This window comes from Xanthomonas sp. LMC-A-07 (assembly GCF_030208825.1).
Taxonomy (GTDB): domain Bacteria; phylum Pseudomonadota; class Gammaproteobacteria; order Xanthomonadales; family Xanthomonadaceae; genus Xanthomonas; species Xanthomonas campestris.
Map to the genome: position 1 here is coordinate 217,613 of NZ_JARVTF010000005.1, position 16,359 is coordinate 233,971.

The following is a 16,359-nucleotide window of genomic DNA, read 5'->3' on the forward strand; positions in this document are numbered from 1 at the left end:
TCGTTTCCCGCGTCCTCCATCACCCTGCCTGCGCAGGCGTGATGGCTCGCCCCTGCTCCATCACTTGGAAGACCCAATGACCCGAGGCAAGCGCATCTACGTGCTGGACACCAACGTGCTGATGCACGATCCCACCGCGCTGTTCAAATTCGAAGAACACGATGTCTTCCTGCCGATGCAGGTGATCGAAGAACTCGACAACGCCAAGAAAGGCACCTCCGAAGTCAGCCGCAACGCGCGCCAGGTCAGCCGCTTCCTGGACGAATTGCTGGAGAACACCAACGCCGAGCAGATCCAGGCCGGCATCCTGCTGAGTCATCCGCAGGGCATCCAGCTCAAGGGCCAGGCCGCGATCGGCCGGCTGTATTTCCAGATCCACCCGATCGAGCCGGGTCGCACCTTCGGCGCGATGCTGCCGGACAACAAGATCCTCGCCTCGGTGCTGGCGCTGCGCGAAGAAAACCCCGATGTGCCGGTGATCCTGGTGTCCAAGGACATCAACCTGCGCATCAAGGCCTACATCAGCGGCCTGGTTGCCGAGGACTACCAGAACGATCGCGCGCTGGACGATTTCAGCCTGCTGTTCACCGGCGCGATCGAGCTGCCGGAAGACTTCTGGCAAAAGCACAACGAGGACCTGCGCAGCTGGAACGAGCGCGGACGCACCCATTACGAGATCGTGCTGGCCGACGACGAAGACTGGTATCCCAATCAGTACCTGTATCTGCCGGGCGAAGACGAAGTGGAACTGCGCGTGGCCAAGGTCGGCGGCGGCAAGGCCACGCTGTGCCTGGTGGATGACTTCCGCCACACCCAGCATGCGGTCTGGGGCATTGCCGCGCGCAACCGCGAGCAGAACTTCGCACTCAATGCGCTGATGGACCCGGAGATCGATTTCGTCACCCTGCTCGGCACCGCCGGCACCGGCAAGACGCTGCTCGCGCTGGCCGCGGGCCTGGCGCAGACGATGGACCAGCAGCGTTACCGCGAGATCATCATGACCCGCGCGACGGTGAGCGTGGGCGAAGACATCGGCTTCCTGCCAGGCACCGAAGAAGAAAAGATGACCCCGTGGATGGGCGCGCTCACCGACAACCTGGAAGTGCTCACCCACAACCAGGACGGCGGCTCATGGGGCCGCGCGGCCACCAACGACCTGCTCGCCAGCCGCATCAAGATCCGCTCGATGAACTTCATGCGTGGGCGCACGTTCCTGTCGCGTTATCTGATCCTGGATGAGGCGCAAAACCTCACGCCCAAGCAGATGAAGACGCTGATCACCCGTGCCGGCCCCGGCACCAAGATCGTGTGCCTGGGCAACGTCGAACAGATCGACACGCCCTACCTCACCGAAACCACCTCGGGCCTCACCTACGCGGTGGATCGCTTCAAGGCCTGGCCGCATAGCGCGCACATCACGCTGCGGCGCGGCGAGCGTTCGCGGCTGGCCGACTTCGCTTCGGAGGTGCTGTGATGCCCACGCTGCGCAGCGCTGCGGCGCTGACGTTGCTCACCCTGGCTGGCTGCGCAACCACGCAGCCGGCCAGCGTGCCGACCAACCTGAAAAGCGGCCAGTCGTGGGTGATCACACGTCAGACCATCGCCGATCAGGTGCTGGACACCTGCTCGCGCGACAGCCCGGCACGCCAACCGGGCAGGATCACCGGCTACTGGGCGCCGACGCATCAGCAGATCGAACTGCTGGAATCGCGCCAGGACGCACTCACCCCCACCATCGCCGAGCCGCGTGACTTCGACCGGCAATACGTGGGCGTGGTCGTCGATGGGCGTGAGCTGATCTACATCAACGCGTTCAAGCTGCCCGACAGCCCATCACTGAAACCGGCCACGACCGCAGTGGGTGCCTGTGATGGCGGCGCTGCCTTCTGGGGCGCGTTGTACGACCCGCAAACCGGCGCGTTTTCGGAAATCGCCATCAACGGCGACGCCTGATCGATCACTGCGCAACGCGTTGAAGGGAGTCTGCACAGTCGCGCCGCGGCAGTGCAGAATCGCCGCATGACCACGCCCAGCACGCTGTCCGCATTGACCATCGCCGGTTCGGATTCCGGCGGTGGTGCCGGCATCCAGGCCGACCTGAAGACCTTCGCCGCGCATCGCGTGCACGGCCTGTCCGCCATTACCGCGCTGACCGCGCAACACACCCGTGGTGTCACCGCCGTGCACGTGCCGCCCCTGGCATTCCTGCGCGCCCAGGTCGATGCCTGCTTTGCCGATTTCCAGATCCAGGCGGTCAAGCTCGGCATGCTGGCCAATGCCGAGGTCATCCACTGCGTGGCCGACCTGCTCGAACAGTACCGTCCGCCATTTGTGGTGCTCGACCCGGTGATGGTGGCCACCAGCGGTGCGCGTTTGCTCGAAGACGCCGCATTGGACGCACTGCGCACTCGCCTGTTGCCGCTGGCGAGCTTGATCACGCCCAATACGCCCGAGGCCGAATTGCTCACCGGCCGCCGTATCGACACCCCCGATGCCGCCGACCATGCGACCGCTACGTTGCTGGAGCTGGGCGCCAACGCCGTGCTACTCAAGGGCGGGCATTTGCGCGAAGGCACGCGCGTGATCGATCGGTTCGACGACGGCGTTGCGCAGGAAATCTTCATGCATCCGCGCCTGGAACTGGACGCACACGGCACCGGCTGCACCCTCTCTGCCGCCATTGCCGCGCAGTTGTGTCAGGGCCTGTCGTTGCTCAACGCCTGCGAGGCCGCGATCGATTATGTGGCCCGTGCAATTGCCAACGGCCAGCGTCCGGGCCAGAGCGATGTAGTGGTGCTGGATCACTTCGGTGCCGCGCCGCACGCATGGGACTGATCAACGCCGCACATACGGCCACCGCGGCGGATGGGCACGGCTGGCAGCTGCTGCACTACGCGCCTGCGCAGCCGATCGCCAGCCTGTTGTGGTTACCTGCATTGGGCGTGGCGGCCCGGCATTACGCGCCCTTCGCGCAGGCATTGGCCGAGCGCGGCATTGCGGTCTTCGTGCACGAATGGCGTGGCAACGGCAGCAGCACCTTGCGTGCATCGCGTCACCACGATTGGGGGTTTCGCACCCTGCTTGAACATGATCTGCCGGCCAGCCAGGCCATTGTCGCTGCGCAGTCACCGCCGCTGCCACGGCTGCTGGGCGGCCACAGCCTGGGTGGGCAACTGGCCTGCTGCCATGCCGCGTTGCATCCGGGCAATGCGACGCGCCTGTGGCTGGTCGCCAGCGGCTCGCCGTACTGGCGCAACTTTCCGTCACCGCTGCGTTATGGGCTGCCATTGGCGTACCGGTTCCTGCCATGGCTGGCACGTGTGCAAGGCGTGCTGCACGGGCGGCGGCTCCGCTTTGCGGGGACCGAAGCGCGCAGCCTGATCGCCGACTGGGCGCGCGTCGGCCGCAGCAATCGCTACCGCGCTGCGGGCGCACCGTGGGATCTGGAGCAGGCACTGGCCAGTGTCACCTGCCCGGTCGACGGTGTGGTGTTCGCACACGATCGCTTCGGCCCCGCTACAGCGCTGCACGCGCTTTGCGCCAAGATGCCGCAGGCGCCCGCGACGCTGCGCCTGCTCGACAACGCAACGCTGGGCGTGCGCAGCGATCATTTCGCGTGGATGCGCGCACCCATCGCGGTCGCCGCTGCATTACGCACGTCGCTGCACGATCGATAGCGCCACAGGATCGTCACAAAGGGATTGACGCACGCGCCAGGCATCCGCATAATTCCGCTCCTGACGAGGCGCCCGTAGCTCAGTTGGATAGAGTACCTGGCTACGAACCAGGCGGTCGGGAGTTCGAATCTCTCCGGGCGCACCATCTTCAGAACAACATAAGACAGCCTTCAACCGCTGTCTTTTTAGTTACAAAGGTTCGATCGCATTGCGGCGGATCTGCACCACTCAAACAAGACATGCGCCCGTAGCTCAGTTGGATAGAGTACCTGGCTACGAACCAGGCGGTCGGGAGTTCGAATCTCTCCGGGCGCACCATTCTTGGAAAAACGACCAGCTTGCTGGTCGTTTTTTTTGCCCATCAGATCCAGTGGACCGTGCGTCAGGCCAGTGCGCCTGCTTCGCCGGTCGGCGCAAGCGCGGCCAATGGCACCAGTGACACCACCGGATGCCCCGCATCGCGCCAGGCATCCAGCCCACCCAGTAGCGGACGCACATCGCGATACCCGCGCTCGCGCAAGCGCCCAGCCAACCAGGCGGCGGACACTTCATCCGGGCAGGCGCAATAGATCACCACGCTGCGATCGCGCGGCACCGTTGCCAGGATCTGCGCCAGCTCGCGCTCATCGGCGAACACCGCACCGGGAATCGTGTACGGCTGCAGATCGCGAAAGCCCTGCGCGCGGATATCCAGCACCGCCGGCCGCATCGCTTCGTCGGCGGCGAGCATCGGCACCAACTCTTCGACCGCAATGCGCGCGGTCTCCAGCGAGCGCAGCAGCGTATGGCGGCGCCACCAGCGCCAGCCGACATAACCGGCCAACAGCAACGCCACCACCAGCACGGCGCCCGAGCCCAGGGTGGAGAGAAAGTGCAGCACGTCCTGCACCTGATCGGCGAACAGCGCGCCCAACCCAAGCCCCACCGCGGCCCACAGCAACGCGCCAAACGCGTCGTAGCGCAGGAATGCTCCTGGCCGCACCTGCATCGCGCCCGCCATCGGCACCGACACCATTGACAGGCCAGGCACGAACTTGGCCACCGCCAGCACGCGTACGCCCCAGCGCCCGAAGAAACGCTCGGTCTTCTTCATGCAGGTATCGCGCGACAGCGACAGCCGGCACAGCGACTGCAAGGTGCGATTGCCGAACCGGCGCCCGGCCAGATACCAGACCAGATCGCCCAGCACGCTGGCGAATACGGAAACAGCCAGTGCTGCCAGCGCGGCACTCCACGCGGCGCTGCCGCCGTGCAAGGCATAGCCGGCGCCCACCAGTACCAGGGTCGGCATGGCCGGCACCGGCAGACCGAGCGACAACGCCAGCACGTTGGCGAACACCAGCGCCAATCCGTACTGTTCGATCAAGCCTTGCATGCGACACCCTGGCGCGACGGCGAGCGGCCATTATCCGCCTATCGCTACGCTACTGGCTGCCCGGTGGGGACGGAACGATACGTTTCGGCCAGCTGCTCCAGCCAGCGCGCAAATAACCCCTCGCTGCGCAGCGCCTGCCGCCACCAACTTAGCGCCTCGCCCTCCTCGCCCGGACGCCACGCCAGGTAGAACGTCTCGTCCGGCTTGTGCGTTTCCACCGCAAGCGCGCGCAGGGCGCCGGCCTGCAATGCGCCGCGCGCGTACGGCTCGGGCAGGAAACCATAGCCGGCCCCGGCCAACTGCAGCTGCAATTTGGTTTGCATGTCAGGCACGGTGAGCACGTCGCGGCCGGAGAGCAGCCCCACCGTGCGTGGCAGCAGCCGGCGCGCAGAGTCCGCTGCCGCGATCGCGCGATGCTCGGCCAGCTCCGCCACGCCCAGCACTCCGGCGTCCACCAGCGGGTGCGTAGCGGCCACTGCAAACACGAACCGCAGCGAGCCGATCGGCTCGGCCACATAACCGCCACCGCTCGGCCCCTCGCCAGCAGCAACCACCAGATCCACGCGTCGATCCAGCAACGCCTCCCAGCTGCCGGAGAGCGACTCGCTCACCACGCGCAACCGGGTGCTGTCGGCGATGCAATAGAAGTCCAGCAGTTGCGGCAGCAGCAATGACGCCGGCAGGACCGCGTCCAGGCCAATGGCGAACTCCGACTCCCAGCCGGAGGCGACCCGCCGCACCCGCACTTCCAGCTCCTGCGCCGCGCGCAGCAATTGCCGCCCCTCACGTAACAGCTCGCGGCCGGCCTGCGTTGGCGTGGCCTTGGGGCCAACGCGCTCGAACAACTGCACGCCCAGATCCTCCTCCAGCTTGGCGACCGTGTAGGAAATCGTTGACGGCACCTTGAACAACACCTTCGCCGCAGCGGTGAAGGAGCCACGGCGGTCGATCGCGTCCAGGATCTGCAACGCATCCAGGCTGATTTTCATTGTTCGATTTTTTCGATGGTAGCAGTCAAATCTACTCGCTTTTTTTACCCGGGGCACCTCTCCAAACTACGCATCAACGGGACGGGCAAGCAAAACGCACCTTCCGCCTCATTCGAATCTTTCCAAGGAGAAGTACCATGTTGACTGTCCGCAAGAGCGAAACCCGTGGCCGCGCCGAGCACGGCTGGCTGTCCTCGCGCCATACCTTCTCCTTCGCCAGCTACCACGATCCCCGCCACATGGGCATCGGCCCGCTGCGCGTGATCAACGAAGACAAGGTAAAGGCGGGCGAAGGTTTCGGTACGCATGCCCACCGCGACATGGAGATCATTTCCTACGTGCTGGACGGCGCACTGGAGCACAAGGACAGCATGGGCACCGGATCGGTCCTGCATTACGGCGATGTGCAGCGCATGAGCGCCGGCAGCGGCGTCACCCACAGCGAGTTCAACCACTCGGCCAGCGACCCGGTGCACTTCCTGCAGATCTGGGTGATGCCCGAGCGCAACGGCATCGAGCCCAGCTACGAAGAAAAGCATTTCGACGCCGACAGCAAGCGCAACACCTTGCGCCTGATCGCCTCGCCCGACGGCGACGGTGGCTCGCTGAAGCTGCACCAGGATGCGCGCCTGTACGCCACCATCCTGGACGGCGAAGGCCGCCTGCAGCACCCGCTGGCCCAGGGCCGCCTCGGCTACGTGCAAGTGGCGCGCGGCAGCCTGACCGTCAACGGCCAGGTGCTGTCGGCCGGTGATGCCTTGCAGGTAACGGGCGAGCCGGAGATCGTGCTGGCCGATGCCCGTGATGCCGAAGTGCTGGTGTTCGACCTGCCGCAGTGAGTGGTTGGCAGTGCGTGGCCTTGATGCATCGGAGTCACGTGCACGGCGATTGCGCACCAGTAATGCAAAAACCCGCCGACTGGCGGGTTTTTGTTGTGGCATCGGCTGCCTCGACTGCAGCAGGCGTTAGAACATGCCTGCTTGATTGAATGACAGGTGGCGTAGGCACCGTGTCATGCCGCGGAGCCGCACCTTTGCGCTGCAGCCTTGCCTGCCTGGCGGCGATAGCGGCGATAGAACCGCCGGGAATGCGCTTCTTGCAGTAATCAGCCGCGCGACGACACGGCAAAGCGCAGTGAAATTGCCGCGATTTGATGCGATACAAGCAATCCGAATCAACGCACGGCTATTCGAGAATCATTCCGCGGCACGCCGCGAACGGCAGCAGATACATGCGTGCACTTCGCGCAGGCTTGCCCTGCAATTTGGGCGCTTCAGGTCTGCACCACTAGGACAAATCGCACCACACGCGCCACACGGCGACGAGCACAGCGCACTGCCGCGGCGCTGCACACACGGCGCGTTGCATCACTCGCTAGCCAAGCACTGAGCACACCGGTCGATCAGCAGAACGAGCGCACTTGCAACTGCTCCAGCACACGCGCTTCATCCAACCACCGGCACGCAAGCCTATGCGCAAGCAAACCCGTCAGCGCCCACAAGCAACGCCCGCCACGCATCACGCACGCCGTGCCAGCACCTCCACCGCGGGCGTATCCTGCGGCGGCTGACCGACCTCGTCGCCATTGACCAGCGCGAACAGCGCGTCCGCATCGGCCTCCAGCACACGCGCAGAGCGCGCCAGATCGTCGACCATCTGCGCTTGATCACGCGCCTGCACACCGATCGACTGCAGCGCCTGATTGGCAGTGGAAATATCCTGCGCCTGCACCTGGCTGGCTGCGGCGATCTGCTCCACGGTCGCGGTCACCTTTAACACCGAGGTGACCATGTCCTGCATCACCTTGCCGGCCTGCTCGGCCAGGCGTGAGCCATCGCCCACCTGATTGGTGGCGTCTTCGATCAGTGAGCGAATTTCGCGCGCAGACACGCTGCAGCGCTGCGCCAGGCTGCGCACCTCGGTCGCCACCACGGCAAAGCCCCTGCCCTGCTCGCCTGCACGCGCAGCTTCCACCGCCGCGTTGAGCGCCAGGATGTTGGTCTGGAAGGCAATGCCGTCGATCACCTCGATGATCTGGCCGATGCGGTCGGTCGCCTTGCGAATGCTGGAAGTGGTTTGCACGACCTCGGCAATGACGTGCGCGCCCTTGCGCGCCACAGTGGCTGACTCTTCGGCCATGTGTTGCGCAGCGCCGGCGTTTTCCGAATTGGCGCGCACCGTCTCGGCCAGTTGCTCGATGCTGGTGGAGGTCTGCTGCACGGCATCGGACTGGCTGGCCGCACGGCTCACCAATTCCTGATTGCTTGCCGAAATATGGTGCGCCTCGCGCTGCACGTTCTGCGCGATGCCCATGGTTTGCCGCACCAGATCGCGCATACGCTCGGCCGAGCGCACCTGGTCGGTGACGTCGGTGGCGTACTTCACCACTTTGTATGGGCGCCCGGATACATCCAGGATCGGGTTGTAGGAGGCCTGGATCCAGGCCGTGCTGCCATCCTTGCGCAGGCGCCGATACCGGCCCGCATCGAACTGCCCGCGCGCCAGCTTGGCCCAGAACTGACGGTAGTCTTCCGAGGCGCTGTAGGCAGCATCGACGAACACGCTGTGATGCTTGCCGATCGCCTCGTCGGCGCGGTAACCGAGAATCGCCAGAAAGTTGTCATTGGCGCTCAGTACCCGGCCATCCAGGTCGAACTCGATCACGCCCATCACCTTGGCAATCGCCTGGATCCGGCCGTCCGCATCGGCGGATTCCACCACCTGGCGCGTGATGTCGGTGGCGTACTTGATGACCTTGTAAGGGCGCCCACGCTCGTCCAGCACCGGGTTGTAGGAGGCCTGGATCCAGACCTCACGCCCGTCCCTGCCCACGCGCTTGTAGCGCCCGGCATCGAATTCGCCACGCCCGAGCTTTTCCCAGAACACGCGGTATTCGGCCGACTGCCGCTGCGCCGGTTCGACAAACAGGCGGTGGTGCTGGCCACGGATTTCGTCCAGCCGGTAGCCCATGACCTCAAGAAAATTGGCATTGGCATCGAGCACCGTGCCATCCAGCGAAAACTCGATCACCGCCATCACCTTGTCGATCGCATCGATGCGGCCTTCGAAATCGGCGGTCTGGCGCACCTGCGCGGTGATGTCGGTGGCGTACTTCACCACACGATACGGCTTACCGGAGCGATCCAGCAGCGGGTTATAGGAGGCGTTGATCCACACCTCGCGCTCACCGTTGCCCAGGCGGCAATAGCGGCCGGCATGGAAGTCGCCGCGCCGCAGCGTGTCCCAGAACTGCCGGTACCCATCGCTGTCGCGCTCGCTCGGGTGCACGAACATGCGGTGGTGCTTGCCGACCACATCTTCCAGCCGATAGCCCATCAAGGCGAGGAAGTTGTGGTTCGCATCCAGGATGCGGCCCTCCAGATCGAACTCGATGACGGCCATGACCCGATCCATCGCGGTGGCCTTGTGCTGCAGCCCTCGGGTCCAAAGAGAGGTAAGACGTCCAACAAGCGGCTGCAAGCGCATTCCAACGTTCCGTGGTGTGGGTCACATCTTTAGCGGCTTACCGATCGAATCCTTGACCGTTTCCGAGCGCGCACGAAGGCAGGTTTATGCATGATTTAAGGCGAAAACCGGGCTCTTCTGGACCGATCACATCACTGAAGAAGCTTAGGTAGCGCTATCTCGCGACCGCCTATCGATCAGTTGTTTCTATCCATCGACGGCCTGCATGGCTGGCGCGCATGCAAAGGCCGCCCTGGCGTTGTGAGTTCACTCTTCGCAACGCGATGAAATCGCTCCAAGGACGAAGCACCCACATCAGCCGGCAATCGCACTATCGTTGTGTGGGCGCCAAGGAAATAGATCGCGTGATCATCGGACGCGGTGATGTGCCACGGATGCGGTTGAGACACCATCGGCACCCTGTGATGCGACCACCATGCAACGCATCCAATCGGTGCCAGCTGCGCTGGAAGCCTCAATCTGCGGGCAGAGACTGTTGCGCCGAAATTCCGAAGCGACCTTCGCTAAAAACCGAAACCATCATCAATTGGAGGCATCTCAGCCATATCAGCCGGCGAGCAAGTGCAGCAGAAGCAACGCCTGACGATGCTGCGTTTGCTGTTTAGCTGATCGAGCACCGGATGTAGCCAAAAGGAACGGCCCTGCGCTCAAGGCCAGGCGATGCGTGGTCATACCCAGGGCCCAGCGAACAGCCGCATTGCACGCCGGCACGCGCTGATGCCGTTCGACACCGGCACAGCAATGCATGGCAACAGCAGCCGACACCACGCCATCCGCAACTCCAAGATGCCTGCATAGACCTGAAAGTAGCGCCGAGGCGACTTCAGACACTGCATGCGGGTGGATAAGGTCATCACCTGCAAGTGATCGCACTGCACGTGTGATGTTGGGTAGCGCCGCCCGCCTGGACAATCACCTTGACCACTGCAACCATACGGAGCATCCGAGCGCGCGGAGCAGGTGGGGCAGTATCTTCTACTTGGCGAACGCACAAAAGAAAACACCCGCAAATCAGGGATTTGCGGGTGTTTTTGAACTGGCGGAGCGAGAGGGATTCGAACCCTCGATAGAGTTTTTGACCCTATACTCCCTTAGCAGGGGAGCCCCTTCAGCCGCTCGGGCATCGCTCCAGTTTTTGCATCCTGCCGCAGTGTCTCGTGGCAGGCCGCGAAGAATACCGGGTAAGAGGGGCTAACGTAAACCCTTTTGAATCGATCAGTCCGAAGAATCGTCGTTGTGATGCGCACCGGACGCAACCGGCTCGTCACCGCGCTGGATGCGCTGATAGATTTCTTCGCGATGCACGGCAACATCCTTAGGCGCGGTAATGCCAATGCGCACCTGATTTCCCTTGACGCCGAGCACGGTCACGGTGACCGAGTCGCCGATCATCAGGGTTTCGCCTACTCGGCGAGTGAGGATCAACATTTTGCAAATCTCCTGGAACTGGCGGGTATCCCACCAGCATCGACGGCCTCCTGAATGAGACGCGCCCTAGGTAAAGGGGATAAAGACCAGAAATGGTAGCGGGACATCCTGCCAGCCAGCAAGGCTTGGCAGGACAAGTGTTCAGCCCAAGTGTTGCTTGACCCAGGAGGGCACGCCTTGGAGCGCAGTCGCAAGGGCGGGCCCGTCCTCGCCACCACCCTGGGCGAGATCCGGACGGCCACCGCCCTTGCCCCCGATCTGACTGGCGATATGGCCGAGGAGTTCCCCTGCCTTCACCTTGCCAGTTGGGCTACCGTTCACGCCGGCCACCAGGGCGACCTTGCCGCCTGCAGCGCCGGCCAGCACGATCACCGAGTCGCCCAATTGTTGTTTCAGGCGATCCATGGCCTCGCGCAACGCCTTGGCGTCGAATCCCTCCAGGCGCACCGCAATCACCTTGACGCCTGCCACGTCCACCGCGCTGGCGCCGAGGTCGGCGGTCGCGCCGGATGCAAGCTTGGCTTTGAGCGACTCCAGCTCGCGCTCCAGGCGCTTCTGGCGATCGGTCAGCGCCCGCACCTTGTCGACGATCTCGGTGCTGTTACCGCCGAGCAGGCTTGCGGCCTCACCCAGACGACGCTCCTCTTCAGCAACGTAGTCCAGTGCGCCCTGCCCTGTCACCGCTTCGATGCGGCGCACGCCGGAAGAGACGCCGCCTTCAGAGGTGATCTTGAACAAGCCGATGTCACCGGTGCGGCTGACATGGGTGCCGCCGCACAGTTCGGTCGAATAGCCGCCCATCTTGAGCACGCGCACGCGCTCGCCATACTTTTCGCCAAACAGCGCCATCGCACCGAAGTCCAGGGCCTCCTGCATGGCCATGTTGTGCACTTCAACGCTGTGGTTGGTGCGCACTTCCGCATTGACCTTGCGCTCTATCACTGCGAGTTCTTCCGCAGTGATCGGCTGGAAATGCGAGAAGTCGAAGCGCAGGCGATCCGGCGCCACCAGCGAGCCCTTTTGCTGCACGTGGGTCCCCAGCACCTCGCGCAACGCGGCATGCAGCAGATGCGTGGCCGAGTGGTTGAGGATGGTCTTGCCACGACGCTGCACATCGATACCACCGGACAGCACGTCGCCAAGTTTCAGCGCGCCCTCCGCGATACGTCCGACATGCCCATGGAATTGGCCGGCGAACTTTTGTGTGTCGGCGACCTCAATGCTGACGTCCGTGCCGCTGAGCTGACCGCTGTCGCCGACCTGGCCGCCAGATTCGGCGTAGAACGGCGTGCGATCGGTGAACACGATGACCTCATCACCGGCCTCGGCATGGTCCACCGGCCGCCCCTGCTTGAGCAGCGCGACGACCTTCAGCGCATCCGCGTCCTGGGCTTCATAGCCGAGGAACATGGTCGGCGCCATGGTGGCCACCAGATCCGCAGGCAGCGCCACGCCGCCACCGAACTTGCCTGCCGCGCGCGCGGTTTCGCGCTGACGCTCCATGGCGAACTCGAAGCCCTCCATGTCCACGCGCATTCCGCGCTCACGTGCGATGTCGGCGGTGAGATCGACCGGGAAGCCGTAGGTGTCGTAAAGACGGAACGCATCCGCGCCCGGAATGATCTCCTGCGAGCGCGACGCGACGTCATCGAAGATCTTCATGCCGGCGTCGAGCGTCTCGGCAAACCGTTCTTCCTCGGCCAGCAACGCACGCGCCACGGTCTCCTGCGCGACCACCAGCTCGGGATAGGCCTCGCCCATCAGCCCGACCAGCGTGGGCACCATCTTGCTGAAGAACGGCTGGCGGACGCCCAGCATCCAGCCATGCCGCAACGCGCGACGGATGATCCGGCGCAGCACATAGCCACGCCCTTCGTTGGACGGCAACACGCCATCCACGATCAGGAACGAACAGGCGCGGATGTGATCGGCGATCACCCGCAGCGACTTGTTTTCCAGATCCGCAATGCCGGTCAGCGCGCTGGCCTTACCGATCAGCGCCTGGAAGACGTCGATTTCGTAATTGGTGTGCACGTGCTGCAGGATGGCGGCCAGCCGCTCCAGACCCATGCCGGTATCCACGCACGGGGCCGGCAACGGCACCAAGGTGCCGTCTGGCTGGCGATCGAACTGCATGAACACCAGGTTCCAGATTTCGATGAAGCGGTCGCCATCTTCATCGGGCGAACCCGGCGGGCCACCGGCGATGTGATCGCCATGATCGAAGAAAATTTCGGTACACGGACCGCAGGGACCGGTGTCGGCCATCTGCCAGAAGTTGTCCGAGGCATACGGCGCGCCCTTATTGTCGCCGATGCGCACGATGCGGCTTTCCGGGATGCCGATCATGTCGCGCCAGAGTTCAAAGGCTTCTTCGTCGGTGTGGTACACCGTGACCAGCAAGCGATCAGCCGGAAGCTTCCAGACCTGCGTCAGCAGCTCCCACGCCCAGGCAATGGCATCTTTCTTGAAATAGTCACCGAACGACCAGTTGCCCAGCATCTCGAAGAAGGTGTGGTGGCGCGCGGTGTAGCCCACCGAATCCAGATCGTTGTGCTTGCCACCGGCACGCAGGCAGCGCTGCACGTCCGCGGCACGCACGTAGCTGCGCTTTTCCGCACCAAGGAAGACATCCTTGAACTGGACCATGCCGGAATTGGTGAACAGCAAGGTCGGGTCGTTGCCCGGCACCAGCGGCGCGGATGGCACGATGGTGTGGCCCTTCCCCTCGAAGAACGCGAGGAAGTCACTACGGATCTGGGAAGTGCTGAATTTGGCAGGTGCGTTCATGGGCTGGCATTGGGCGGGCGGTGGTCCCGGTCACCCCATGAGATGTGGGCGCAGAGGGGCGGAACAACCTGAAACCACGAAGGGTAGCAGGCCTGACGCCCTCAGTCCTCAAGGTCGAAGCGTGTTGCCAGCCGAATGCTGTTGCCATCGAAGCCGCGCCGCGCCAGCAGGTCGGCGGCCTTGAGCCGCTGTGCCAGGTCAACCGGCCCATCCTCACCGAAACGGCGGCGGATCAGATCGCGTGCGTTCTCGGCCCAGTCCCCTTCGAACGTCGCCATCGCCGCACTGACCGCGTCGCTATCCAGGCCATGGGTTCCGAGTTCTGCGCGGATATGCAACGGCCCATACCCCGAACTGGCCCGGTTACGGACCACCGAGGCAGCAAAGCGCACGTCGTCCTGCCAGCCCTCGCCTGCGAGCCGCTCAACGGCCGCCTGTGCGGCCTCGGGCTCGATGCCACGCGCCTGCAACTTGCGGCTCAACTCTTTTTTGGAATGTTCACGGCGCACCAGTAATCCCAGTGCACGTTGGACCGGCGTCTGTTCCTTGAACCGACGTCCCCGCTTCGGTGCGGGCGCTTGCTCACTCATCGTGACGTGTCCCGAAGATAAATGCGCCGTCCGTGGCGCCCGCCCTCCTGGCTTTCGATAGGACTACCGCGAGGAGCGACGGCACTGACTCCGCCGTCCCCGCGATAGGGAAAACTCACTCGTTCTCGGTCTCGCCGGCTTCCCGCGGCGCCTCGGCGGGCTGGAACTTCTCGCGCAGCTCGGCTTCGAGCTTGATCGCCACCTGCGGGTTGTCGCGCAGATACCCGCGGGCGTTGTCCTTGCCTTGGCCGATACGCTCATCACCGTAGCTGTACCAGGCGCCTGCCTTGTCGACCAGCTTGGCTTCCACACCCATATCGATCAGCTCACCCTCGCGGCTGATGCCTTCGCCGTACAGGATCTCGGTGATGACCTGCTTGAACGGGGGCGCCAGCTTGTTCTTGACCACCTTGATCTTGGTCTGGTTGCCGATGATCTCGTCACCCTTCTTGATCGCACCGATGCGGCGGATATCCAGGCGCACCGAGGCGTAGAACTTCAGCGCATTGCCGCCGGTGGTCACTTCCGGGCTCTGGCCCGGCATCATCACGCCGATCTTCATGCGCAGCTGGTTGATGAAGACCACCAGCGTGTTGGAGCGCTTGATGTTGCCGGTGAGCTTGCGCAGCGCCTGGCTCATCAAACGGGCCTGCAGGCCGGGCAGCTGATCGCCCATCTCGCCTTCGATTTCGGCCTTCGGGGTCAGCGCGGCAACCGAGTCGATCACCACGATGTCCACCGAGCTCGAACGCACCAGCATGTCGGCGATTTCCAGCGCCTGCTCACCGGTATCCGGCTGCGACAGCAGCAGGTCATCGACATTAACGCCCAGCTTGGCGGCATAGATCGGGTCCAGCGCATGCTCGGCGTCGATGAAGGCCGCAGTGCCGCCCAGCTTCTGGCATTCGGCAATGGCCTGCAGGGTCAGGGTGGTCTTGCCCGAGGATTCCGGCCCGTAGATCTCGACCACGCGGCCCTTCGGCAGGCCGCCGATCCCCAGTGCGATGTCCAGCATCAGCGAACCGGTCGGGATGACCTCGACGGCCTCGATGACCCGGTCGCCCATGCGCATCACCGAGCCTTTGCCGAATTGCTTTTCGATCTGGCTCAGGGCGGCGGAAAGGGCGCGCTTCTTGTTCTCATCCATCTGGGTGATCCTCGTCAGTGATTTCGGTATGGGGCTAATGTAGCGGCGGTGTATCGCACGGACTGAGACTGCCTGCGACACACTTAGATTAGGGAGGCCAACCTGGTGGCGGCAGCAGGAAATTCTGCGCTACCGGCTCGGGAAACGGCCAGCGCATGCATCGGCGCAGTGCTCAACGGTTGGGCCGCAACAGGCCGCAATACAGGCCCTCGATGGCGAAATCCTGATCCGGCAGCACTTCGATCGGCGCGTAGTCCGGATTGCGCGGCAGCAGCCGGATGCGATCCTTACCGATCTTGAGCAACTTGACCGTGATCTCTTCGTCGATCCGGGCCACCACGATCTGCCCCGAGCGGGCGTCGCGGGTGCGATGCACACCGATCAGGTCGCCGTTGAAGATGCCTTCGTCGCGCATCGAATCGCCCTGCACCTTGAGCAGGTAATCCGGCGATGGCGAGAAGAACACCCGGTCCAGCACCACGAAATCGTCCGACCCGATGTCGGCGCCGATCGGCAACCCGGCCGCCACGCGCCCCAGCACTGGTAAGCGCAGCACATCATCACGAACCTGCTCCTCTGCAGGGGCGGCCCTGGCGTGCGCAGCGGCGCCGGCCAGCCGGATACCACGCGCCTGGCCCGGCACGCGGCGGATGGCGCCGGCCTGCTCCAGCGCTTCCAGATGGTATTGCGCGGCGCGCACGCCCTTGAAGCCGAATGCCCGCGCGATCTCGGTCTGCGAGGGCGGTACGCCATCGGTCTCGATCCGCTCGGCGATGAGGGCGAGGATTGCTTGCTGGGTATCGGTCAGGTCCATGATTAGTAGTATTACTACTAACGACCGTGCGCGCAAGCGATTGCTTGCCCCGCCGCAGGGACC

13 protein-coding genes and 3 tRNA genes are annotated in these 16,359 nt (G+C 64.0%); 7 read left to right on the top strand and 9 right to left on the bottom strand.

Going from position 1 to position 16,359, the window contains the following annotated elements:
* Nucleotides 1-76 precede the first annotated feature (76 nt).
* From QRM89_RS03860 to QRM89_RS03885, 6 genes are all read left to right on the top strand, one after another.
* Entirely contained in the window at nt 77-1,474 is a 1,398-nt protein-coding gene (locus QRM89_RS03860; protein WP_011036911.1) for a PhoH family protein, read from the top strand.
* Nucleotides 1,474-1,953, top strand: a complete 480-nt coding sequence (locus tag QRM89_RS03865) for a hypothetical protein (protein ID WP_285447324.1) — start codon at nt 1,474-1,476, stop codon at nt 1,951-1,953. The genes QRM89_RS03860 and QRM89_RS03865 overlap by 1 nt, the downstream gene beginning before the upstream one ends.
* 66 nt (nt 1,954-2,019) lie before the next feature.
* Nucleotides 2,020-2,835 carry a bifunctional hydroxymethylpyrimidine kinase/phosphomethylpyrimidine kinase gene (gene thiD, locus QRM89_RS03870; protein ID WP_192884176.1) on the top strand — a complete coding sequence of 272 codons (816 nt, stop codon included), beginning with the start codon at nt 2,020-2,022 and terminating at the stop codon, nt 2,833-2,835.
* Nucleotides 2,826-3,677: an alpha/beta fold hydrolase gene (locus QRM89_RS03875; protein WP_285447325.1), complete on the top strand. Its 852-nt coding sequence runs from the start codon at nt 2,826-2,828 to the stop codon at nt 3,675-3,677. Before thiD ends, QRM89_RS03875 begins: the two co-directional genes overlap by 10 nt.
* Nucleotides 3,678-3,745: 68 nt before the next feature.
* Nucleotides 3,746-3,822, top strand: a tRNA-Arg gene (locus QRM89_RS03880).
* A gap of 96 nt (nt 3,823-3,918) precedes the next feature.
* Nucleotides 3,919-3,995: transfer RNA gene (locus QRM89_RS03885), tRNA-Arg, on the top strand.
* A gap of 64 nt (nt 3,996-4,059) precedes the next feature.
* Here the strand turns inward: QRM89_RS03885 and QRM89_RS03890 are convergent.
* Both QRM89_RS03890 and QRM89_RS03895 read right to left on the bottom strand, forming a co-directional pair.
* Nucleotides 4,060-5,052 (bottom strand): DedA family protein/thiosulfate sulfurtransferase GlpE, encoded by a 993-nt coding sequence (locus QRM89_RS03890; protein ID WP_076035903.1) that lies wholly within the window; start codon nt 5,050-5,052, stop codon nt 4,060-4,062.
* A 44-nt stretch (nt 5,053-5,096) separates the two neighbouring features.
* On the bottom strand, nt 5,097-6,041 hold the full coding sequence (locus QRM89_RS03895; protein ID WP_285447326.1) for a LysR substrate-binding domain-containing protein: 945 nt from the start codon (nt 6,039-6,041) through the stop codon (nt 5,097-5,099).
* Nucleotides 6,042-6,178: 137 nt separating this feature from the next.
* Here QRM89_RS03895 and QRM89_RS03900 point away from each other — a divergent pair, with 137 nt between their 5' ends.
* Entirely contained in the window at nt 6,179-6,880 is a 702-nt protein-coding gene (locus QRM89_RS03900) for a pirin family protein (protein WP_115555845.1), read from the top strand.
* A 679-nt stretch (nt 6,881-7,559) separates the two neighbouring features.
* On the opposite strand, the gene QRM89_RS03905 is transcribed toward QRM89_RS03900, so the two are convergent.
* The 7 genes from QRM89_RS03905 to lexA all read right to left on the bottom strand — a co-directional run bounded on the left by QRM89_RS03905 (nt 7,560) and on the right by lexA (nt 16,296).
* Entirely contained in the window at nt 7,560-9,527 is a 1,968-nt protein-coding gene (locus QRM89_RS03905; RefSeq protein ID WP_285447327.1) for a methyl-accepting chemotaxis protein, read from the bottom strand.
* 1,037 nt (nt 9,528-10,564) lie between these two features.
* Nucleotides 10,565-10,657, bottom strand: a tRNA-Ser gene (locus QRM89_RS03910).
* A gap of 85 nt (nt 10,658-10,742) precedes the next feature.
* Nucleotides 10,743-10,955: a carbon storage regulator CsrA gene (gene csrA / locus QRM89_RS03915; RefSeq protein ID WP_042598908.1), complete on the bottom strand. Its 213-nt coding sequence runs from the start codon at nt 10,953-10,955 to the stop codon at nt 10,743-10,745.
* A gap of 141 nt (nt 10,956-11,096) precedes the next feature.
* Nucleotides 11,097-13,745, bottom strand: coding sequence for an alanine--tRNA ligase (gene alaS, locus QRM89_RS03920; RefSeq protein WP_285447328.1), 2,649 nt, complete (start codon nt 13,743-13,745; stop codon nt 11,097-11,099).
* A 101-nt stretch (nt 13,746-13,846) separates the two neighbouring features.
* The gene (gene recX / locus QRM89_RS03925) at nt 13,847-14,335 is read right to left on the bottom strand and encodes a recombination regulator RecX (protein ID WP_285447329.1); all 489 of its coding nucleotides are present in this window, start codon (nt 14,333-14,335) and stop codon (nt 13,847-13,849) included.
* A gap of 115 nt (nt 14,336-14,450) precedes the next feature.
* A complete protein-coding gene (gene recA / locus QRM89_RS03930; RefSeq protein WP_285447330.1) occupies nt 14,451-15,482 on the bottom strand; it encodes a recombinase RecA in 1,032 nt (343 codons plus the stop codon).
* 172 nt (nt 15,483-15,654) lie between these two features.
* Nucleotides 15,655-16,296, bottom strand: coding sequence for a transcriptional repressor LexA (gene lexA / locus QRM89_RS03935; protein WP_115530210.1), 642 nt, complete (start codon nt 16,294-16,296; stop codon nt 15,655-15,657).
* Nucleotides 16,297-16,359 lie beyond the last annotated feature (63 nt).